This window comes from Martinezella dioscoreae (genome assembly GCF_009176305.1).
Taxonomy (GTDB): Bacteria; Pseudomonadota; Alphaproteobacteria; order Rhizobiales; family Rhizobiaceae; genus Rhizobium; species Rhizobium dioscoreae.
In genome coordinates, this window is sequence record NZ_BLAJ01000010.1 from 1 (window position 1) to 20,894 (window position 20,894).

Genomic DNA, 20,894 nt, shown 5'->3' on the forward strand with positions numbered 1-20,894 from the left:
GTGCCGGAAGATGTCGGGCCGCATCATCAACATCCACCATTCCTTCCTGCCGTCCTTCAAGGGGGCGAACCCCTACAAGCAGGCCTATGAGCGCGGCGTGAAGCTGATCGGGGCGACGGCGCATTATGTGACGGCCGATCTCGACGAAGGTCCGATCATCGAGCAGGACACGGCGCGCATCACGCATGCGCAGTCGGCCGAGGATTATGTCTCGATCGGCCGCGATGTGGAGAGCCAGGTGCTGGCGCGCGCCATCCATGCGCATATCCACTATCGCACCTTCCTCAACGGCAACCGCACCGTCGTCTTCCCGGCAAGCCCGGGATCCTATGCCTCCGAGCGCATGGGGTGAGGCGCAAGCACGCGATTTCGGCTGGCTTCTTTCCCTTTTCGCTCCGACACGCGATTTGATACCACCGGTATCGAATCGCCCGGAGATCGAGGAGAGGACATGTCATTCTACCGCAACGGCGCGCTGCTGCTGGCGGCGCTCCTGCTATTTGCGCCGGCATCCCATGCCCAAACGGCAGAACAGGACCCTTCCAAGATCGATCTTGCCAAGCTGATCGAATGCACGACCTATGACGTGCCAAGCTACAACAATTTCGCTCTGTGGCTGACCGGACCGGAACGCGCCACGGCCATGAAACAGTTCGGCATCAGCGAGCTGCCGTCGGATAATCCGTTGTTGCGCGAATTCCAGCTTTCGATGCCTATGATCGTTTTCGGGCGGCAGACGAACAGGATCGCCTTCGCCTCCACCGGGCCGCTTGCCGTGCTTGACGAGGCGGATCCGCATCCGCTCGCCAAGCAGCTTGGCGTCACAGCTTCCGTCGACCAGCCGAACAAGTTTCTCGGCGAGAAGATCGTCCTGTCGCGCAAGGACCAGCAGGAAAATTCGGACACCGTGCTGGAAACGCGCATCTCGCTGAACGTCTCCACTGTCGACACCCATCCGGGCAAGACGCTAGCCGGTTGCAGCTATTCCATCGAGGTCGAATAGGCTGTTATGCCTAGCCGGCTGCATTCTGCGGCCTATCTTCCTCCTCGCTGCTCGACTACCCTATCTGTTTTGGGTAATTTTCTTTAGGATGGAATGGTTTAGTGTCGATGCGAATGAACCATCCGGGGGATGCCATGGCCGACGCCACGCTCGTGAACCGTATGCAACTGCCGAGACCGGACGTTACACCGGAGGAGGCGGCCGAGATCCTGCAGACGCATTACGGTCTGAGCGGAACACTGACCGAGCTCGGCAGCCAGCAGGACCGCAACTATCGCATCGATGCCGGCGAGAACGCCTATGTGCTGAAGATCTGCCGGGCCGAATACGAGCTGGTCGAGCTCGAGGCGCAGAATGCCGCGATCCGCCATCTGCACGCCAAGCCGGATGCGCCGCGCGTGCCCGAGGTCATCCCCTCACTGAATGGCCGCGATATCCTCGCCATCACTCTCCGCGAGCAGGATTACCTCGTCCGGCTGCTCCGCTTTCTCCCCGGCCAGACACTGACGCGGCGCAACTACCTGCCGCAGACCTCCGTGGCCGGGCTCGGCGCGCTTTCGGCTAGGCTTGCACGCGATCTTGCCGATTTCGATCATCCCGGCCTGCACCGCAGCCTTCAATGGGACCTGCGACGGGCAGGACCCGTTGCCGTGCAGCTGCTGTCGGCCATAACCGATCACGAGGCGCGCGACCGCATCGCCAAGGCAATGGTCGCCGCCGTCAAGCGCATCCAGCCGCTCGCGAGCCAATTGCGTGTTCAGCCGGTGCATCATGATGTCACCGACGACAATGTCGTCAGCCATCCCGATGCGCGCGGACAGCTCGTGCCCGATGGCGTCATCGACTTCGGCGATATCATCCAGGGCTGGCTGGTCGGCGATCTTGCTGTCACCTGTGCGTCGCTGCTACATCATGCAGGCGGCAACCCCTTCCACATCCTTCCGGCAATCAGTGCCTATCATGCGATCTATCCACTGGAGGAAGTCGAAGCCAAAGCCCTGTGGCCGCTGATCGTCGCGCGGGCCGTCATCCTCACCGCCAGCACCGAACAGCAGCTCGCTATCGACCCCGACAACGACTATGTGCGCGGCAATCTCGATTTCGAGCGCGAAATCTTCGATGTCGCAACCGAGGCGCAGCCGGATGTGATGGAAGCGGCGATCCTGCGGACGATCGGTTTTGATGTCGCCCCAGTCGTGACTGACGGCTGGTCGCCGCTGCTACCCGACATCGACTCCTCGCAGATTGCCGCCATCGATCTTTCCGCCACCGGGCCTGACTTCACGGACGGCAACTGGCAGAAGCCTGATATGGACTGGCGGCTGCTTGCCCAGACGGCAATCGCTTCCGGGGCTGCGGCGACCCGCTACGGCGAATTCCGCCTCTCCCTTGCTGCGCCGCTTAACATGAGGCAGCCACAGAATTTCGCCCTGCATTGCGATATCTGCCTGCCGGCTGGCGCGACGGTTGCGGCTCCCTTCCCTGGCCTTCTGCAACGGCAGGGCCAGCATTTCGTGCTGGTCGGTGAAGAAATCAGCCTGCATCTCGACGGTATCGAAAGTGCTCTCGAGGACGGAGCGGCTATCGAGCAAGGCGCGACAATAGGAACGATCGGCAGCGAGGGCTCGGCAATTGGAGGATTGCGCATTCAGCTTTGCCGCGTGCCCGGCCTTGTGCCGCCGCTTTTTGCGACGGCGGATCAGGCAGAGGGGTGGTCGGCCGTCTCCCCCTCGCCCGCCGCTCTTTTGAACCCGGCCTGTGAGGCGCCGCGGCCGGACGCTTCCGCGCTGCTGTCACTGCGCAATGCCCGTTTCGCCAAGCCGCAGAAGCACTATTACGAATTCCCGCCACAGATCGAGCGCGGCTGGCGCGAATTCCTGTTCGACACGCAAGGGCGCTGCTACCTCGATATGGTCAACAACGTCACGACGCTCGGCCACGCCCATCCGCGCCTGACGGCAGCGATCGCCCAGCAATGGTCTCGCCTCAATACCAACTCCCGCTTCCATTATGCCGCCGTTGCCGAATTCTCCGAGCGGCTGGCAACGCTGGCACCTGAGGGACTGGACAGTGTCTTCCTCGTCAATAGCGGCTCGGAAGCCAACGATCTGGCGATCCGCCTTGCATGGGCGCACACGGCCAAGAGAAACATGCTCTGCCTGCTGGAGGCCTATCACGGCTGGACGGTTGCGAGTGAAGCCGTCTCCACCTCGATTGCCGACAATCCGCAGGCGCTGACGACGCGGCCGGATTGGGTGCACCCCGTCCTCTCGCCGAATACCTATCGCGGGCCGTTCCGCGGCCAGGATTCTGCTCCGCATTATCTCGGCGACGTCATGGCGAAACTGCGGGCGATCGACGAAAAGGGCGACGGCCTTGCCGGCTTCATCGCCGAACCGGTCTATGGCAATGCCGGCGGCATCGCGCTGCCGCATGGCTATCTCGCAGGCGTTTATGACGCAGTGCGCCAACGCGGCGGCCTTTGCATCGCCGATGAAGTGCAGGTGGGCTACGGCCGTCTCGGCGAGCATTTTTGGGGCTTCGAAACGCAGGGTGTCACGCCCGACATCATCACCATCGCCAAGGGCATGGGGAACGGCCATCCGCTCGGCGCCGTCATCACCCGCCGCGAGATCGCCGAATCGCTGGAAAAGGAAGGCTATTTCTTCTCCTCCGCCGGCGGCAGCCCGGTGAGCTGCGTCGCCGGTCTCACCGTTCTCGATATCCTCAAGGATGAAAATCTGCAGGAAAATGCCCGCGTCATCGGTGACCGGCTGAAGGCCGGGCTGATCGCTCTCATGGATCGATTCCCGTTGATCGGCGCCGTGCATGGCACGGGGCTTTATCTCGGCGTGGAATTCGTGCGCGACCGCGAAAGCCTGACGCCGGCGACCGAAGAAACGGCTGCGATCTGCGAGCACCTGCTCGATCTCGGGGTCATCATGCAGCCGACCGGCGATCACTTGAATGTGTTGAAGATCAAGCCGCCGCTATGCCTCGCAGCCGAGAGCGCCGATTTCTTCGTGAAGGCCCTGGAAAAGGTGCTTGAGGATAGATTTTGACGTTCTCGTCACGCCATTAACCATTGAGGTGTTTTAGCGGCGCGTGAATTTTAATGCTGCCGGGGCATTGTCGAATCTCGCGCCAGTTCCTATCTGTTGCTCGGTGATCGGCGAGCCGTACCGACACGGGTAGCAATCCGAAGGTTTTAAGACAACCTTCCCTGCAACCCGCAAGACTCGGAATTTTATTTTCCCGATCGTCGACATTTTGACATCTTTCGGAATATGTTTCTGAGGATGCAATCGCTATTATCTACTAATGTAGTGGATAATAGTACATCGATCGCGGTGCCCCCTAACGGGGCCCCTAACAAGTACAACGCCAATTGAGGAAGTGACATGCTGAATAGAAAAGTCATTGCTTCGATCCCTAGGCGGTCCGTGCTTGGCAATGACCGCTCGGGCGCGCTCTCCCGCCCGTGCTGTCGAATGTGACGTTCGTCCTCCTTACCGGAATCAAACAGTCAATTCGCCATGTCTGCGCTGTGCTTGCGCAGAGGGAGTCTATTTATGAAGAAGCAAGTCATCGAATACGCCGGCGTCCCCGTCGGCATCGTCGTTCCCGATCAGGATCGGCTCAAGTTCATCGCTGTAAAATATCATGTCCATGATCTGGACGAGCAGCATTTCAGAAATGCGGACGAAGTGAAGCTTGCGATCCGCGACCTTCTTTCCCGCCAGCAGGCAAAACCGATCCATGTTTGATGGGTCGGATCACCTGCGCTTTTACTCATTCCCGTCCCCAGCCCTCACCCTTTGATAGAATCAGGGTGGGGGCTTTTTTATTTGAGGCCATCGTGTCGCGTCCTGCGAAGGAAGCTTCCGCCGGCTCCCCCGTGAAACGCCGAAGCTTCAAAGCCTCCGGTCCCCGACCGCTCGGGTTGAACAAACCCATCTTGTCTTTTCCCCGTCTTTACGATCCTATCGCCATGGCGACCTCGCGTTGTAAACGGCGAAGGATTTTTCATTGGCTGACCTCCTCAATCTCCTGACCGATGTCGAAGGCGTCGCTGTCGGTCACTCCACCGACCTTACGCTCGGCTCCGGCGTCACCGCCATCGTCTTCGATGAGCCGGCTATCGCCTCCTGCACCGTTCTCGGCGGCGCCCCGGGTGGGCGGGATACCGCATTGCTGGATCCTGCAATGACGGTCGATGCTGTGGATGGTCTCGTGCTCTCAGGCGGCTCGGCCTTCGGACTCGATGCGGCAGGCGGCGTGCAGGCAGGCTTGAGGGAGATGGGCCGCGGCTTGAAGGTTGGCGATGCGCTGGTGCCAATCGCGCCACAGGCGATCCTGTTTGATCTCATCAATGGCGGCAACAAGGATTGGGGGCTGCACTCGCCCTATCGCGACATGGGATATGCCGCCTTCAAGGCTGCAAACAAAGGGCCGTTTGCGCTTGGAAGCGTCGGCGCCGGCACCGGTGCCACGACGGCAACGGTCAAGGGCGGCCTCGGCTCGGCAAGCGCCGTCAGCAGCAGAGGATACAGAATCGCAGCCATCGTCGCCGTCAATGCGCTCGGTTCCGCCACTATCGGCGACGGCCCGCATTTCTGGGCGGCTCCCTTCGAGCAGAATGGCGAATTTGGCGGTCTCGGCATGCCACAGGTGGTCGATTCACGCCTGCGGCTGAAGGGCACCAACATCACCGCCACGACCATCGGCGTCGTCGTCACCGACGCTCAGCTGACTAAGGCTGAGGCGCATCGCCTCTCCATCTGCGCTCACGACGGCTTTGCGCGTGCGCTTTTACCGACGCATCTGCCGCTCGACGGCGATACCGTATTTGCCGCTTCCACCGGCAGGCATACGCGCGACGATATGCCTGGTTTCATGGAGCTCTGCCACCTCGCCACCATTATCATGGCGCGCGCCATCGCCCGCGGCGTCTACGAAGCGACGGCGCTGCCGGTCGAAGGCGGGCAAGTGGCGTGGCGGGATCGCTTCGCCAAGTCCGCCATCTAACGGGAGCTCCCGCGCATGCAGATCCGCGCGCTGATCTATTTCGACGAGCTGGTGCGCACCAATTCGATGCGCCAGGCGGCTGAAAACCTGAACGTGGCGCCGACGGCCATCAGCCGCCAGATCGAGAATCTCGAATATCATTTCGGCACGCAACTGGTCGAACGCAGTGCCCGCGGCATCAAATTGACGGCTGCCGGCGAATTGCTGGCGGAACGCGCCGGCCGGACGCTGCGCGAGCTCGACCATGTTCACCAGTTGATCGAAGACCTGAAAGGCCTGCAGCGCGGGACCGTCAGTATCTTTGCCAATGGCGCGTCCGTCGCCAATATCCTTGCTCCGGCGCTGGCCGAATTCAGTCTGCGCTATCCCGGCCTACGCTTCGAAGTGACCATTACCAGCGCTCGCGGCGCCATCGAAGCCGTCAACAATGCCGAGGCCGATATTGCGGTGACGCTGTTTGCCCCGCCGCTTTCCGGCACAAAGGTGCGCCTGCGCTCCGAGCTCGTCTATGAGGTGATCGCCTCTTCCTCCCATCCGCTTGCTGCCGCCAGCGAGATCACACTTGCGGAACTCTCGGCCCACGCGCTTGCCGTCCCCGATCGCTCCTTCGGCGCAAGACAGGCCTTCGACGCACTCTTCGAACGTGAGGGGCTGAGGCTCGATCCAGTCTTTGAGACCGGCTCGCTTGAAATGCAGAAGGAGCTGGTGCTGCGCGGCGCGGCGATTACCATGCTGCCGGCACTCACCGTTCAAAGGGAGATCGAGGCGGGGCAGCTCGTCGCACGGCCCGTTGCGGGCGGCATGGGGGTGCGGACGCCGGTCGATCTCTGCGTCGCGCCCGATCGCCAGCTCTCCTTCGCCGCCGGCAAGCTGCTCGATTTCATCGAGCGCTTCATGCATCAGCAACTTTCCGCCAGGAGGAGGCATGATTGAACGAAACGCTGTAACCACGAAAAGAGTGTAGCGATTTCAGCTACACCGAGCACACATTTTCGGAATTGTGTGTGCGCCGATGAGATGACACTATCCTGAAAAAGACCGCAGGCCGGAAGGGAAGCCGGACGTGCGGGCAAAAGCAAGGGAACCGACATGACCAAGTTTTCACGCCCGAGCCTGGGCGACGTCGCGCGCCGGCTTGCCTATGGCGCCGCAGTTTCTGCCGGCCTGCTGATGATGGGCCTGACACAGGCTGAAGCCGCGAAGACGACACTCAATCTCGGCATGAGCGTCGAGCCAACAGGTCTAGATCCGACGATCGCCGCGCCCGTCGCGATCGGCCAGGTCACCTGGCAGAACATTTTCGAAGGCCTGGTTGCCATCGACGAAAACGGCAAGATCGTGCCGCAGCTCGCCAAGAGCTGGGAGATTTCACCTGACGGCCTGACCTATACGTTCAAGCTGCAGACCGGCGTGAAATTTCATGACGGCGAAGCCTTCGATTCGGCTGCCGCCAAGTTCACGCTCGATCGCGCTCGTGGCGCCGACTCCGTCAACCCGCAGAAGCGCTTCTTTTCGACCATCGCCTCGATCGATACGCCGGATGCAGAAACGCTCGTCCTGCATCTGTCCTCGCCAACCGGCAGCCTTCTCTATTGGCTAGGCTGGCCGAGCTCCGTGATGGTCGGGCCGAAGTCCTCTGCCAACGACAAGACGACGCCCATCGGCACCGGCCCGTTCAAATTCTCCTCCTGGGCGAAGGGCGACCATGTCGACCTCGTCAAGAACCCGGATTACTGGAACAAGTCGGTCGACGTGAAGCTCGAGAAGGTAACCTTCCGTTTCATTTCCGATCCGCAGGCTGAGGCGGCGGCGTTGAAGGCCGGCGATCTCGATGCCTTTCCGGAATTCGCCGCGCCGGAGCTCATGAGTTCCTTCGAGGGCGACGCCAGGCTGACGACCAAGGTCGGCAATACCGAACTCAAGGTCGTGGCCGGCATGAACAACACCCGCAAGCCCTTCGACGACAAGCGCGTGCGCCAGGCTCTGATGATGGCGCTCGACCGGAAAACGATCATCGAAGGCGCGTGGTCCGGTTTAGGCACCGCGATCGGCAGTCACTACACGCCGAACGATCCCGGCTATAAGGACCTGACCGGCACGCTGCCCTACGACACCGCCAAGGCCAAGGCGCTGCTTGCAGAGGCCGGCTATCCGAACGGTTTCACCTTTACCATCAAGACGCCGCAGATGGCTTATGCGCCGCGTAGCGCCCAGGTGATGCAGGCGATGTTTGCCGATATCGGCGTGACGATGAACATCGAGCCGACGGAATTCCCGGCGAAATGGGTGCAGGACGTCTTCACCGGCCGCAACTACGACATGACCATCGTCGCCCATGCCGAGCCGCTGGATATCGATATCTATTCGCGCGACCCCTATTACTTCAACTACAAGAATCCCGCCTTCAACGAGCTGATGAAGAAGATCCAGCTCACGTCCGATGTATCCGAGCAGAATAAGCTCTATGGCGAGGCGCAGAGCATTCTTGCCGAGGACGTGCCGGCGCTCTTTCTTTTCGTCATGCCGAAGCTCGGCGTCTGGGACAAGAAGCTGAAGGGGCTTTGGGAGAACGAACCGATCCCGTCCAACGTGCTGACCAACGTCTCCTGGGAAGATTGACCGCTCCAACAGTTTGATTGGGCATGATCTTGGTATTTCTTTCGCGCACGACGACCAACTCCTTCTCCCCAGCGGGGAGAAGGTGGCCCAAAGGGTCGGATGATGGGGCTGCGACGCCGAAAACTGCCTTTTGCTTGCGCTCAAGGCACTCGGGATTTCATCCCTCGTCCACCTCAACCGCCCTATCGGGCACCTTCTCCCCGATGGGGAGAAGGAGGAGTCAAAGGCCGCACCAACTCCGTATTCTTAGCCGAATTAGCCTGGCCATGGACTTGCTATGATCGTACTGCTCACCCGCCGGATTTTCGGACTTGTGCTGACGCTGATTGCCGTCTCGCTGCTGGTCTTTGCCGTCATGGCGCTGCTGCCGGGCGACCCGGCCGCCATCACGCTCGGCACATCGGCGGCGCCGGAAACGCTCGCCGCGCTCCGGCATGAGATGGGTCTCGATCAGCCGCTGATTGTCCGCTACGGCCAATGGCTCGCCGGCGCGCTGGCGGGGGATCTCGGCACGTCCTATACCTATGGCGTTCCGGTCGCAGGCCTGATTGCCGAGCGGCTTGCCGTTACTCTGCCGCTTGCGCTGCTTGCCATCCTGTTGTCGGTTCTTGTCGCCGTACCGCTCGGCGTTGCGGCAGCGGCAAGACGCGGCGGCGTCTTCGATATCATCGCCACGCTGTTTTCGCAGATGGGCATCGCCGTGCCGGGCTTCTGGGTCGGCCTGTTGCTGGTTCTTCTGTTCGCCACCTCGCTCGGCTGGATGCCGGCCGGCGGTTTTCCCGGTTGGGAAAGCGGATTCTGGCCCTCCCTGAAATCTTTGGTGTTACCCGCGATCGCACTTGCGCTGCCGCAGGCGGCAGTGCTGACCCGCGTGACGCGCTCGGCCGTGCTCGACACGCTGCATGAGGATTTTGCCCGCACGGCGATCGCCAAGGGCCTGTCACGCAGCCGCGTGCTGTGGGGACATGTGGTGCCGAACGCCCTGGTACCGGTGCTGACCATTCTCGGGCTGCAATTCACCTTTCTCGTCGCCGGCGCCGTGTTGATCGAAAATGTCTTCACCCTGCCCGGCCTTGGCCGCCTCGCCTATCAGGCACTCAGCCAGCGCGACGTCATCGTTCTGCAGGATGTCGTGCTGTTCTTTGCCGGCCTCGTCATCGTCGTGAATTTTCTGGTCGATCTCTCCTATCTCGCTATCGATCCACGATTGCGAGCAGGAGGTGCGCGATGACTGCAGTCGAGACCAAAATCGCTGCGACGTCTTCCCGCCATCGTTTTCGGGCGCTGCGGCGGATGAATCTGATCGTCGGCGCCCTCATCATCCTTGCTCTTGTCGGCGTCGCCATCGTCTCCTTGTTCTGGACACCGGTGCCGCCGGCGAAGATGCAGATCCTCCACAAGCTGCAGCCACCCTTCGGCTTCGGACTTCTCGGCACCGATCAGATCGGCCGTGATGTCCTGTCGATGCTGATGGCAGGCTGCTGGAATTCGCTGTCAATCTCCGTATCGGCGGTTGCGATCGGCGGGACGCTCGGAACGATCATCGGCGTTTCCGCCGCCGCCCAACGCGGCCTGTTCGAGGCGCTGGTTATGCGCGCCTGCGACGTGATCTTCGCCCTGCCACCGATCCTTTCGGCCATGATCCTTGGTGCATTTCTTGGGACCGGGCGCTCCACGGCAATCATCGCCATTGCGGTTTTCATGGTGCCGGTCTTCGCCCGCGTCGCGCTCGGCTCTGCCTTGCAGGCGTGGAGCCGCGACTATGTGCTGGCGGCGCGCGCCATCGGCAATACGCAGCTTTCCATCACGCTGCGCCATGTCCTGCCCAACATCATGGGCAGTATCATCGTCCAGGCGACCATCCAGCTCGGCCTTGCGATCCTGACTGAGGCTGGGCTCGCTTTCCTGGGTTTGAGCGTACCGCCGCCCGCGCCGACCTGGGGTCGGATGCTGGCCGATGCGCAGACCTATTTCCACGTTGCGCCGTGGCTCGCCCTGCTGCCGGGGCTTGCCATTGCGCTCTCCGTGCTCGGCTTCAACCTGCTCGGCGACGGGCTGCGTGATCTCCTCGACCCCCGCGAGGCGACGCGCTGATTGAGACATGAAGAGTATAGATCATGACCGAACCTACCGATCTTTCCATCCGAGACCTCCGGCGCCAATTTGCCAACAAGAGCCTATCTCCCAGCGAATACTGGCTGGCACTCGAGACGCATATCGAGGCATGGGAGCCGACAATCGCCGCTCTTTACGCCTATGATCCGGAGGATGCTCGCCGGCAAGCCGCGGCCTCCACGGAGCGCTGGGCGAAGGGTACGCCGCTTGGAACCCTGGACGGCATTCCGGTAACGTTGAAGGAGCTAATCGCCACCAAAGGTCAGCCGGTGCCGCTCGGCACGGCGGCGGTCGAGCTCGTTCCCGCTGCCGAAGACGCGCCCATCGCCGCCCGGATGCGCGAGGATGGCGCGGTGATTTTCGCGAAAACCACCTGCCCCGATTACGGCATGCTCTCATCAGGCCTATCGAGCTTTCACAAGCTCAGCCGCAATCCCTGGGACCCCAGCCAAAATCCGGGCGGCTCCAGCGCCGGTGCGTCTGCCGCTGCCGCTGCCGGTTATGGACCGCTGCATATCGGTACCGATATCGGCGGCTCGATACGCCTGCCGGCAGGATGGACCGGCATTTTCGGCTTCAAGCCGAGCAATGGCCGTATTCCGATCGATCCCTATTATCTCGGGCGATGCGCCGGACCGATGACCCGCACGGTCGAGGATGCGGCCTTTTCCATGGCTACGCTCTCACGGCCCGACTGGCGCGACAGCACGAGCCTGCCGCCGAATGAGATCGACTGGATGAATCTCGACATCGACATCCGAGGCATGAAGATCGGCCTGATGCTCGATGCTGGCTGCGGCCTGCCGGTCGAGGACGAGATACGCGATGCGGTCGCTGCTGCCGCCAAGCGCTTCGAGGAAGCAGGCGCCATCATCATCGACGTCTCGCCGGTGCTGACCAGGCAGATGCTTGACGGACTCGATGCTTTCTGGCGTGCACGCTTCTGGGGCGATATGACGGCTTTGAGCGAGGAACGCCGCAACAGCATCCTGCCCTATATCTATAGCTGGGCGAAGGGCGGCGCCGGTATCAGCGGCGTCGATGCCGTTCGCGGCTTCAACCAGACCTACGAGATGCGCAAGAGCTGCGCCAAGCTCTTCGCGGAGGTGGATGCCGTGCTTTCGCCAACCAATCCGATCGTCTCCTATCCCGCCGAATGGGCTTCGCCCACCAACGACCCTGTGCGGCCGTTCGAGCACATCGCCTTCACCGTTCCGTGGAACATGTCGGAGCAGCCGGCGGCATCGATCAATTGCGGCTTCTCCCGCTCCGGTATGCCGATCGGCATGCAGATCATCGGCCCGCGCTTCGACGACATGCTGGTACTTCGTCTCTCGAAGGCTTTTGAGGACTGGACCGGCGGCGTGACGAACTGGCCGAAACGGCCGTCATGAAGCAAACTTGGAGACAGCCAGCTAGTCCAGCGACAATGGCAGCGAAAGGCCGACCTTGACCCGGTCCATGGTCACGAGCGACTTGAACTTCGTGACATTCGGATTGTCGTAGAAAAGACGCCGGGCCACCTCCTCATAGGCGGACATGCTGGGGACGACGATGATGAGCACGAAATCGGCCTCGCCGGTGACCCCGTAGCATTGCTGGACTTCCGGCGCTTCGAGGAAGCTGCGCTTGATCGCGTTGATGAGGTCGTACCGCTCGTTGGCGATATGGACCTCGACCACGATGGTGATCGGCAGGCCTATTGCCGCCGGATCGACGACCGCGATATTGGCCTGGATGACGCCGCTTTCCTGCATACGCTTGATACGCCGCTGCACGGCCGGCGCCGACAGGTTGATCCGTTCACCGATCTCCCGTTGCGGAACCGTACTGTCCTTTTGGAGAATCTCGAGAATTGCCAGGTCGAACTCATCGAGATCGGCGGGTTTGCGCATTTCAATACATCCTTACCGCAAAGAGGAAACAAAATTGCATGAAAGCCATCAAAATGGAGCCAAATCCTCTTCCCCTATGTACTAGCTTTGCGCCACAAATCACCTGACTTGCAAAGGCACGAGAATGTCACAGCCGGACACCGAATACGATATGCGCAGCGCGAGCCTCGGGGAAAGCGAAGATACGAAAGGCTTTCTTCTTGGCGTCGTCGCGATGATCCTCGCGGCGCTGGCCATGAGCATTTCGCCGAGCCTCGTGCGTCTTGCCGATGTCGGGCCTTTCGCCAGCGCCTTTTGGCGTGTCTTTCTGGCGCTGCCGATCCTTTGGATATGGATGCGATATGGCGAGGCTACCGAACCCGATGCACCCCGCGCCAGCTTTACGATACCGACGATCCTCGCCGGCATTGCCTTCACGGGCGACCTGTTCTTTTGGCATCTCTCGATCATGCGGACGACGATCGCCAACGCCACTTTCTTCGCAACGATGGCGCCGCTTTGGGTCGTCATCTTCGGCTGGCTTCTTTTGAGACAGCGTGTCAGCCGCGCCACGCTTCTCGGGCTTCTCATCTGCCTTGCGGGCGGATCGGCACTCGTCGTCCAAAGCCTGGCATTCAATCCGGACCGAGCCGTCGGCGATGCGCTCGCCATCATCACCGGCGCCTTCTTCGGCCTTTATTTCCTGGCAGTCGGCGCGGCACGCCCGGGGACCAATGCCGCGCGCGTTACCTTCGAATTAAGTATCATAACCTCGGCGATCCTGTTCCTGATCGCCTTCTTCTTCGAGCCGCGCATCCTGCCGCAGTCGATCTCGGGGTGGGGCGTGCTTCTCGCGCTCGGCCTGATCAGCCACGCCGGCGGACAGGGACTGCTTTCGGTGGCGCTCGGACGATTGCCAACCGTTTTCTCCTCGCTTGTCATTTTCCTAGAATCGATCGCGGCCGCCGTTTTCGCCTGGTTCCTATTCGGCGAAAACGTCACCCTGCTGCAGGCGCTCGGCGGCATCGTCATCGTCGCCGGCATCTGGATCGCGCGCCCTCGCACTCCGTAAACCGACCGATTGCGAATGCTGGTGGGCGTTGCGGCAACAGGGTTGCGCAGCGCGGTCAGTCGATGAAACGGCGGTAGCCGGTCGGCCGCTCATAGAGCCAGCCGATGCGTTCGATGGCGGCAGCGAAATTCTCCCGCGCGACGGTCATGGTATGGCCGTTGGCGTGAACAATGGTTTCCGGATCTTCCATGATCGCCACATGCCCCTTCCAGAAAACGAAGTCGCCGCGCTTCAGCTCCTCACGCTCGATTGGCTGGCCGAGGCCTGCGGCCTGCATGTCGGTATCGCGCGGTGCGGCGCGGCCCGTCATCGATAGCGCCAGCTGCACCAGCCCCGAGCAATCAATGCCGAGGCCCGAGCGGCCGCCCCAGAGATAGGGCGTCTCGAGGAAGCGTAAAGCAACGTCCACGAAATCGCCGCCCTCGTTGTAGCCGATCGGCTGGACATGCTTTGCGAAAATGGCAGTGCCATCCTCCAGGACGACATAGTGATTGCCCCGGGCCTCCGCCGTGCCGGTCACATTCACGAGGCTGCCCATGGAAAGCACTGCAGCGTGCGGCTTGCGCAGCTCCGGCTCAGGATAGAGGAAGGTGCGCTGCGGAACGATGACGTGGGTCGGCGCTGCCGCTCCCTGTTTGATCGTCGTTTCCGGGAGATAGCCGACGTAACCGTCTGACAGAGCCTTGACCCAGCACCAACCGTCGCGACGCTCGAATATCGTCACCTCTTCGCCCATCAAGAGCTCGGTATCGATGCCCGAGGCAAGATCCGGCTTCGGCCGTAGCGCAACGACGGGGACGGCAACGCGTGCAGCAATACCCTCGACGAAGCGCTCGGCTTCGACTTTGCCCTTAAGAGAAACCTCGGCGAGATCGGGCCTGAAAGCATTAAGACGGCGGTCGAGCATCATGGTGAAATTCCTGAGGTTACAATTTTCGGCCGTGCTCTATGATGAGATCGCCGAGTTTTTCAAGATAAAGCGCGCCGGTGACCGTTCGCTTAATGATGACATTGCGACGATCGCGCTCATCGCGGACACGGTCGACCAATCCCATCACGCCCATGGTATCAAGCGCCCGGGTGATGACCGGCTTGGTAACGCCGAGGGTCGCGGCCAGACCGCGCACGGTATGAGGAGGCGGCACAAGATAGATCTGCAGCAGAATCGCCGTCTGCCGCAGCGTCAAGTCATGATCCTCGCGGCGCACCTGAGCGAGCGTCACGCCATGCCAGAGGCCGAGAGCCTGTGAGGCGGTGAGTTCAAGCGGCAAGGGCAACCCCGGAATTCGTTACGCTGCCGTTCCAGTCTCGGCCAAGATCATGGCGGTTTCAAGGGAGTTTTGACTGGTTAGTCTTCGGAGCGGTGACCACAGAGTTCGTTGAGAGTGCACCCCCCTCTATCGCTTCGTGACATCTCCCCACAAGGGGGGAGATCGTTTGGAGTTTGTGGCCATTACCGATGAAACAATAGCTGAAATTTCTGCGGCTACGATGTTGCCTTGAGGCAGAAGGATGCAACGAGTTACCGATCTCGCCCCTTTAGGCAGGGCTATCGCATATGGAGGCGGACGAGCGCCATAAGCTCCTTCTCCCCTTGGGGAGAAGGTGGCCCGAAGGGTCGGATGAGGGGGTTATCGATTTGAATTCATGGATTTTGGTGGTCTTGGCGGGCACCCCCTCATCCGCCTGGCGGCACCTTCTCCCCGCTGGGGAGAAGGGGGACAGCGGCGATCTCCGCTCATATGCGATACCCCTGCCCACAAGGGGGGAGATGTCGCGGCAGCGACAGAGGGGGTGCCACGTGGGCGATGGACAGAGAAGCTCGCCTACCTGCAGCGACGGCCTACCGCACACTCTGCCTGATATGATGATACAGAGCCCGGATCGCCTGTGCCTCGCCGCCGCCGGGGGAATGCGGGCGTTCGCTCGGCGCCCAGCCGAAAATATCGAAATGCACCCAGCTTGGCGTCTTTGTCACGAAGCGCTTGAGGAACAGGGCAGCCGTAATGGAGCCGGCCATGCCGCCTGATGGAGCATTGGTGATATCGGCGAATTTGGTCCGGATGTCCTTGTCGTAGCCCATATAGAGCGGCATCCGCCACAGCGGATCATCCGTCTCCAGGCTCGCCTCGGTCAGATCGCTGGCAAGCTCGCTGTCGTCTGTGAAGAAAGGCGGCAGGTCGGGGCCGAGCGCAACGCGGGCTGCACCCGTCAGCGTTGCCATGTCGATCATCAGGTCCGGCGCATCTTCGTCGGCATAAGCCAGCGCATCGGCGAGGATCAGCCGGCCCTCGGCATCCGTATTGTCGATCTGCACGGTCAGGCCCTTGCGGCTCCTGTAGATATCGCCAGGACGGAAGGCGTTGGATGAAATCGAGTTCTCGACGACCGGAATGATGACGCGAAGATCGACCTTGAGCTTGGCGTCCATGATCATCAGCGCCAGGCCCATGACGTTGGCGGCACCGCCCATGTCCTTCTTCATCAGCAGCATGGAGGATGCCGGCTTGATATCGAGGCCACCGGTGTCGAAGCACACGCCCTTGCCGACCAGGGTGATACGGCGATGACCCTTCTTGCCCCAGCGCAGTTCCAGAAGGCGTGGTGCATCGGCGCTGGCGCGACCGACCGTGTGCACGAGAGGGAAATTCTCCTTCAGGAGATCATCGCCGATGATGACGGACATCTCTGCCTTGTAGTGCTCGGCAAGCGCCCGGAAGGCGGCTTCGAGCTGTTCCGGACCCATGTCGTTGGTCGGCGTGTTGATGAGATCGCGGGCAAGGAAGACACCGGCGAGCTGGCGCTTGATATCGGCGGCATCGGCATCGCGCGGGATCATCAGCGTCGGCATCGCGGCTTTTTCCGACTTATAGCGGTCGAAGCGATAGCTGCCGAGGCCGAAGCCAAGCGAGAGCCGGTTCGCCGTCAGCGGCGCCGTCTCGATATGCCAATCGCCGGCCGGCAGGCTGCGCGCCAGCTTGCCCGTGAGGAAGGGTTGTTCGGACGGGTTGGAGCCGAGGCCGAAGAGAGCGCCGCCCAGATGCCCTTCAGCGGTCGGGATCAGCAGCAACGAACCGCTCTCTGCCTTGTAACCAGCCTTGCGTGCCCAATCGAGCGCGATGGGATCGATGGTGCCGGTCTCGATATGCGCCGGGGTAACGGCAAAGATCGGCAGGGTCGCGCCACCCTTCGAATTGAAGGGCGTCGCGCGCTCGATGAATTGAAAGGGGGCCATGACTATCCTTTGGCGGTGATTGAGAAGAATCAAGAGTTAACTGTCTGTTAGGGTTAACAGATTATTGCTGGAGCGAACATTGCGTCGAACCTTTCCCTGTTCCGATTCTAGGCCGGGCGCAAGTATAAGGAATTCAGGGATACGCGACATGCCCGCCGTCTCAGCTACGTCTTCATTCAGAACCTTTCTTTTCCGCGGAGCTTCGGCAGCGCTTCTGGCGCTCGCGCTCGCAAGCTGCTCGACGACCGGAAAAGACCGGATGACGACGGGCTCGATTCCGAAGACGTCGCAGCCTCTCGATACGATGAACAGCACCGATCTCGCGCAGGCGACCGCGACGTTCGGCAAGGCCTACGACGCCAATCCCAAAGATCGCGATGCAGGCGTCAACTACGCCAACGCCTTGCGCATGAGCGGCCGCAACGACCAGGCGCTTGCGGTCATGCAGCAGGTGGCAATCGCCAATCCGACCGACCGCGGCGTGCTGGCCGCCTACGGCAAGGCACAGGCGGCAGCAGGGCAGCTCGACGAAGCGCTCTCGACCATTGACCGCGCACAGCTGCCGGACCGGCCGGACTGGCGGCTGGTTTCCGCGCAGGGCGCCATTCTCGATCAGCTCGGACGTTCCAGCGATGCACGGGCCAAATATCGGGATGCGCTGGTGCTCGCCCCCAACGAGCCGACGGTCCTTTCCAATCTTGGTATGTCCTACGTCCTGACCGGCGATCTCAAGAATGCGGAAAACTATCTCCGCACGGCCGTCGCCCAGCCGGGCGCCGACAGCCGCGTGCGGCAGAATCTGGCGCTCGTCGTCGGCCTGCAGGGCCGCTTTGCGGAAGCCGAACAAATCGCTCGCCAGGAACTGACGCCGCAGCAGGCAAACGCCAATGTCGCCTATCTGCGTGGCATGCTGGCACAGCAGAACTCCTGGCAGAAGCTTGCCGCCAGTGGCGATAACAGGAAAGTAGCCCAGCAATAGAGCGGGAGAGCCGCAACGGCTTCCCTACCCAACTTTCGAAAACGGCACTCGTTAGAGCATTTCCGCTTTTCTTCGAATCGCGAAAACGCTCTATCTTCTTATTTTTACGCAGTTCCGGACGCAAAACCGCTTCGCACTTTTGCTGGAACTGCTCTAGCGGAGGGGTTGAGGCGCACGCCCGGTAGCCGTAGGCCTTAACGCCAGATGTGGCGCGGCAACCCCTCGGCGACAAGCCGCGCGCCGAGGGCGCCCATCACAACGCCGGCCACCCGATCTATCCATAGTTTCGCACCGAGATAGATGGCGCGCGGCCGGTTCGAAGAAAAGGCCAGCGTTACCACCGTGTACCAGCCTACTTCGACCAGGAAGACTGCGGGCGGAACCGTAAACAGCAGCCAGGGAGCCGGAGCCGCCGGCAGAAGTGCGGCAAAGATACTGCCGTAGAAAATGGCTGTCTTCGGATTGCTGAGCTGCGTGCCGAGCGCAAAGAGGAAATTGCGCATCACACCGCCTGCAGCCGGCGTCGTTGGTGCATCGATGGGAAGATCGTCCGCGGCGCTGCGCCAGATGCGGATGCCGACATAAATCAGATAGAGGCCACCGGCGACTTTTAGCGCCAGATATAGCCATTCGACTTTCATCAGCAATGCGCTCAAGCCGAAGAGGGCCAAGGTCGCGAAAATGACGCTGCCCGTTCCCATGCCGAAGGCCGCGGCAAGACCTGCCTTGCGTGAGCGGGAAACAGCGATGCGCGAAACGAGCACGAAGCTTGGGCCGGGGCTCACCGCTCCGATGAAGACTGCCGCGATGACACTGAAAAATATTGCCAAGGATGACATGCGAGACCTCCCAATATGGGCTACACGAACGCCCGGCGCCTTTCCGGAACGATGCGCCTGACGCCCGTCGGCGATATTGCGTGGAAGATAACCATGCCCGCATGCCGCGAGCAAGTCGGCGGCTCAGAATTTGTCCATTGCCTGAATGATCGCCGGGCCGAGAATGACCGCCATCAAGACCGGCAGGAAGAAGACGATCATCGGTACGGTGAGCTTCGGCGGCAGTGCGGCCGCTTTCTTTTCCGCCTCGTTCATGCGCTCGTCGCGGCCTTCCTGTGCCATGACACGCAAGGCCTGCGAGAGCGGCGTACCATAGCGTTCCGCCTGGATGAGCGCCTGCGTGACCGATTTGACGAGTTCGATCTGGGTGCGGGCGGCAAGATTGTCGAAGGCGGTGCGGCGATCCTGGAGGAAGGAAAGCTCGGCTGTGGTCAGCACCATTTCCTCGGCGAGTGCCGGGGACTGCTCGGCCATTTCCTCGGACACGCGATGCATGCCGGCTTCGATTGAAATGCCAGACTCCACGCAGATCAGCATCAGGTCGAGCGCATCCGGCCAAGCGCGCTTGATCGATTTCTGGCGCTTGGTCACCAGATTGGAGATATAGATGTTCGGCGCGTAGAAGCCCAGATAGGCGAAGCCGATGACGCCAAGCAGCCGGATCGGCAGGGGCTTTGCGGCAAACCAGCCGAGAACGAAGACGATGACGATCGCAACTGCCAGAAAAAGGAAGGGCAGCAGGAATCGCGCCACCAGGAACATGTTGAGCGCATTTTCAGAACGCAGGCCTGCAGACCGCAAGCGATTGACGGTATTGGCATCGACAAGCGCATTGCGCAGGTTGAACCGCTCGACGATCTGTCTAACGTTTCGATTGTTGTGGCTGCGCAGCGATGCCTTGCCGCCCTCTGCGCTCAGCCGTGCGCGTTCACGGGCGCGAATCTGTTCGCGCTCTGTCGACACGGCCTTCATGCGCTTGCTGAGATCGCCACGCTCCAGCAGCGGTATGGCGATCGTGTAGAAGGTCGCGAAGACGGCGATGGCAACCACAACGGCAAGAAGGGTGCCAGGATCGGTCAAATTGGCTGCCAGATCGGACATGGGCGACGCGGCTCCTTCCGCTCAGATCTCGAAATTGACCATGTTGCGCATGATGAAGATGCCGAGCGACATCCAGATGCCGGCTCCAAGCAAGATCAGATGGCCGCGCGGATCGGTGAACAGGATCATCATGTATTGCGGCGATGTCAGATAGACGAGCAGCATCACGATGAAGGGCAGAGCGCCGATGATGACGGCGGATGCCTTGGCCTCCATCGACAATGCCTTGACCTTCGCCTTCATTTTCTTGCGTTCGCGCAGCACCTTCGAGAGGTTGCCCAGGGCTTCCGACAGGTTGCCGCCCGCCTGCGCCTGAATGGCGATGACGATCGAGAAGAAATTTACTTCCTGCAGCGGCATATGGTTCGCGATGCGGGCGCAGGCGTCCGACATGCTAAGACCGACCTGCTGCGCCTCGACCACCCGCCGAAACTCCGTCTTGACAGGCTCTCGCGCCTCGCCAGCCACCAGCCGCACTGCATCGTTGAGCGGCAGGCCCGAGCGAAGCGAGCGCGTGATGAGGTCAAGCGAGTTCGGAAACTCTTCGAGGAACTTGCTTTGCCGGCGCTTGATGAGAAAGCCGATGACCCAGCGCGGCAGGCCGAAGGCAGACGCAAAGAACATTCCCAAAATGACAAGAGGCGGCGCGCCGACGATGAAAAAGACCAGCATGACGAAAAGACCGAAGAGCACGCTGAAGATGTAGAAGCGCGACGGCGTCAACGACAGGCCGGCCTGCGCCAGACGCGCCTTGAGCGACTGCTTCTTCTTCGTATTTTCGCTCTGTCGCCGCTCCAGGTCCTTGAGTGTGTCCTGCACCGACTTGCGCCGCTTGGACATTTCCTGGACGCGATCGCGCGCAGCCTTGACCTTGACGCGATCGGTCTCAGCCTGCTTGACCCGGTTGACCCGGCTATCGGCCTTTTTCTGTGTCTCGATCCGTGAATAGAGAATGCCGTAGCAGACCGCGGCGGCGGAGACCGCCGTCAGCAGGACAATCAGCAGCACTATCGGATCGATACCAAACAT

The 20,894-nt window shown here is 61.3% G+C and carries 19 protein-coding genes; 12 read left to right on the forward strand and 7 right to left on the reverse strand.

What is annotated here, in order from left to right:
• The 10 genes from GDN47_RS26335 to GDN47_RS26380 form a co-directional block, all read left to right on the forward strand.
• The coding region (locus GDN47_RS26335) for a formyltransferase family protein (protein WP_267904838.1) at positions 1-352 on the forward strand (352 nt) is incomplete at its 5' end.
• Between the two features lie 99 nt (positions 353-451).
• Positions 452-1,003, forward strand: a complete 552-nt coding sequence (locus GDN47_RS26340; protein ID WP_152094599.1) for a hypothetical protein — start codon at positions 452-454, stop codon at positions 1,001-1,003.
• A gap of 134 nt (positions 1,004-1,137) precedes the next feature.
• Positions 1,138-4,065 (forward strand): aminotransferase, encoded by a 2,928-nt coding sequence (locus GDN47_RS26345; protein WP_152094600.1) that lies wholly within the window; start codon positions 1,138-1,140, stop codon positions 4,063-4,065.
• A 510-nt stretch (positions 4,066-4,575) separates the two neighbouring features.
• Positions 4,576-4,770 carry a hypothetical protein gene (locus GDN47_RS26350; RefSeq protein ID WP_015338438.1) on the forward strand — a complete coding sequence of 65 codons (195 nt, stop codon included), beginning with the start codon at positions 4,576-4,578 and terminating at the stop codon, positions 4,768-4,770.
• A gap of 262 nt (positions 4,771-5,032) precedes the next feature.
• Entirely contained in the window at positions 5,033-6,031 is a 999-nt protein-coding gene (locus tag GDN47_RS26355) for a P1 family peptidase (RefSeq protein ID WP_152094601.1), read from the forward strand.
• A gap of 15 nt (positions 6,032-6,046) precedes the next feature.
• Entirely contained in the window at positions 6,047-6,964 is a 918-nt protein-coding gene (locus GDN47_RS26360; RefSeq protein WP_152094602.1) for a LysR family transcriptional regulator, read from the forward strand.
• A gap of 156 nt (positions 6,965-7,120) precedes the next feature.
• Positions 7,121-8,650 carry an ABC transporter substrate-binding protein gene (locus tag GDN47_RS26365; RefSeq protein ID WP_113395856.1) on the forward strand — a complete coding sequence of 510 codons (1,530 nt, stop codon included), beginning with the start codon at positions 7,121-7,123 and terminating at the stop codon, positions 8,648-8,650.
• Between the two features lie 277 nt (positions 8,651-8,927).
• Positions 8,928-9,881 (forward strand): ABC transporter permease, encoded by a 954-nt coding sequence (locus GDN47_RS26370; RefSeq protein WP_152094603.1) that lies wholly within the window; start codon positions 8,928-8,930, stop codon positions 9,879-9,881.
• Positions 9,878-10,744 (forward strand): ABC transporter permease, encoded by an 867-nt coding sequence (locus tag GDN47_RS26375; protein ID WP_152094604.1) that lies wholly within the window; start codon positions 9,878-9,880, stop codon positions 10,742-10,744. The genes GDN47_RS26370 and GDN47_RS26375 overlap by 4 nt, the downstream gene beginning before the upstream one ends.
• Positions 10,745-10,767: 23 nt before the next feature.
• Positions 10,768-12,159 carry an amidase gene (locus GDN47_RS26380; protein WP_145633769.1) on the forward strand — a complete coding sequence of 464 codons (1,392 nt, stop codon included), beginning with the start codon at positions 10,768-10,770 and terminating at the stop codon, positions 12,157-12,159.
• Between the two features lie 21 nt (positions 12,160-12,180).
• Here the strand turns inward: GDN47_RS26380 and GDN47_RS26385 are convergent, their stop codons facing one another.
• Positions 12,181-12,660 carry an Lrp/AsnC family transcriptional regulator gene (locus GDN47_RS26385; protein ID WP_113330459.1) on the reverse strand — a complete coding sequence of 160 codons (480 nt, stop codon included), beginning with the start codon at positions 12,658-12,660 and terminating at the stop codon, positions 12,181-12,183.
• A 124-nt stretch (positions 12,661-12,784) separates the two neighbouring features.
• Between GDN47_RS26385 and GDN47_RS26390 the strand changes: the two genes are divergently transcribed.
• On the forward strand, positions 12,785-13,711 hold the full coding sequence (locus GDN47_RS26390; RefSeq protein ID WP_152094605.1) for a DMT family transporter: 927 nt from the start codon (positions 12,785-12,787) through the stop codon (positions 13,709-13,711).
• Between the two features lie 55 nt (positions 13,712-13,766).
• On the opposite strand, the gene GDN47_RS26395 is transcribed toward GDN47_RS26390, so the two are convergent.
• The 3 genes from GDN47_RS26395 to GDN47_RS26405 form a co-directional block, all read right to left on the reverse strand.
• Entirely contained in the window at positions 13,767-14,621 is an 855-nt protein-coding gene (locus GDN47_RS26395; protein ID WP_145633778.1) for a C40 family peptidase, read from the reverse strand.
• A 16-nt stretch (positions 14,622-14,637) separates the two neighbouring features.
• Complete coding sequence (locus tag GDN47_RS26400; RefSeq protein ID WP_145633783.1) at positions 14,638-14,982, reverse strand: MarR family transcriptional regulator; 345 nt, start codon at positions 14,980-14,982, stop codon at positions 14,638-14,640.
• 572 nt (positions 14,983-15,554) lie between these two features.
• A complete protein-coding gene (locus GDN47_RS26405) occupies positions 15,555-16,946 on the reverse strand; it encodes a leucyl aminopeptidase family protein (RefSeq protein ID WP_113330644.1) in 1,392 nt (463 codons plus the stop codon).
• Positions 16,947-17,094: 148 nt separating this feature from the next.
• Between GDN47_RS26405 and GDN47_RS26410 the strand changes: the two genes are divergently transcribed.
• Positions 17,095-17,925 carry a tetratricopeptide repeat protein gene (locus GDN47_RS26410; protein ID WP_113330643.1) on the forward strand — a complete coding sequence of 277 codons (831 nt, stop codon included), beginning with the start codon at positions 17,095-17,097 and terminating at the stop codon, positions 17,923-17,925.
• 194 nt (positions 17,926-18,119) lie between these two features.
• Here GDN47_RS26410 and GDN47_RS26415 read toward each other — a convergent pair whose 3' ends face one another.
• From GDN47_RS26415 to GDN47_RS26425, 3 genes are all read right to left on the reverse strand, one after another.
• The gene (locus tag GDN47_RS26415) at positions 18,120-18,764 is read right to left on the reverse strand and encodes a LysE family translocator (RefSeq protein WP_113351445.1); all 645 of its coding nucleotides are present in this window, start codon (positions 18,762-18,764) and stop codon (positions 18,120-18,122) included.
• Positions 18,765-18,887: 123 nt separating this feature from the next.
• Entirely contained in the window at positions 18,888-19,865 is a 978-nt protein-coding gene (locus tag GDN47_RS26420) for a type II secretion system F family protein (RefSeq protein WP_069610978.1), read from the reverse strand.
• A gap of 21 nt (positions 19,866-19,886) precedes the next feature.
• Positions 19,887-20,894, reverse strand: coding sequence for a type II secretion system F family protein (locus GDN47_RS26425; RefSeq protein WP_113330640.1), 1,008 nt, complete (start codon positions 20,892-20,894; stop codon positions 19,887-19,889).

Excerpts from the sequence above, each read along its gene's own strand:
- GDN47_RS26405 (WP_113330644.1), bottom strand. The coding sequence starts at position 16,946 with ATGGCCCCCTTTCAATTCATCGAGCGCGCGACGCCCTTCAATTCGAAG.
- GDN47_RS26375 (WP_152094604.1), top strand. The coding sequence starts at position 9,878 with ATGACTGCAGTCGAGACCAAAATCGCTGCGACGTCTTCCCGCCATCGT.
- GDN47_RS26350 (WP_015338438.1), top strand. The coding sequence starts at position 4,576 with ATGAAGAAGCAAGTCATCGAATACGCCGGCGTCCCCGTCGGCATCGTC.
- GDN47_RS26415 (WP_113351445.1), bottom strand. The coding sequence starts at position 18,764 with ATGTCATCCTTGGCAATATTTTTCAGTGTCATCGCGGCAGTCTTCATC.
- GDN47_RS26420 (WP_069610978.1), bottom strand. The coding sequence starts at position 19,865 with ATGTCCGATCTGGCAGCCAATTTGACCGATCCTGGCACCCTTCTTGCC.
- GDN47_RS26385 (WP_113330459.1), bottom strand. The coding sequence starts at position 12,660 with ATGCGCAAACCCGCCGATCTCGATGAGTTCGACCTGGCAATTCTCGAG.
- GDN47_RS26370 (WP_152094603.1), top strand. The coding sequence starts at position 8,928 with ATGATCGTACTGCTCACCCGCCGGATTTTCGGACTTGTGCTGACGCTG.
- GDN47_RS26425 (WP_113330640.1), bottom strand. The coding sequence starts at position 20,894 with ATGTTTGGTATCGATCCGATAGTGCTGCTGATTGTCCTGCTGACGGCG.
- GDN47_RS26410 (WP_113330643.1), top strand. The coding sequence starts at position 17,095 with ATGCCCGCCGTCTCAGCTACGTCTTCATTCAGAACCTTTCTTTTCCGC.
- GDN47_RS26390 (WP_152094605.1), top strand. The coding sequence starts at position 12,785 with ATGTCACAGCCGGACACCGAATACGATATGCGCAGCGCGAGCCTCGGG.
- GDN47_RS26340 (WP_152094599.1), top strand. The coding sequence starts at position 452 with ATGTCATTCTACCGCAACGGCGCGCTGCTGCTGGCGGCGCTCCTGCTA.
- GDN47_RS26395 (WP_145633778.1), bottom strand. The coding sequence starts at position 14,621 with ATGATGCTCGACCGCCGTCTTAATGCTTTCAGGCCCGATCTCGCCGAG.
- GDN47_RS26345 (WP_152094600.1), top strand. The coding sequence starts at position 1,138 with ATGGCCGACGCCACGCTCGTGAACCGTATGCAACTGCCGAGACCGGAC.
- GDN47_RS26380 (WP_145633769.1), top strand. The coding sequence starts at position 10,768 with ATGACCGAACCTACCGATCTTTCCATCCGAGACCTCCGGCGCCAATTT.
- GDN47_RS26360 (WP_152094602.1), top strand. The coding sequence starts at position 6,047 with ATGCAGATCCGCGCGCTGATCTATTTCGACGAGCTGGTGCGCACCAAT.
- GDN47_RS26365 (WP_113395856.1), top strand. The coding sequence starts at position 7,121 with ATGACCAAGTTTTCACGCCCGAGCCTGGGCGACGTCGCGCGCCGGCTT.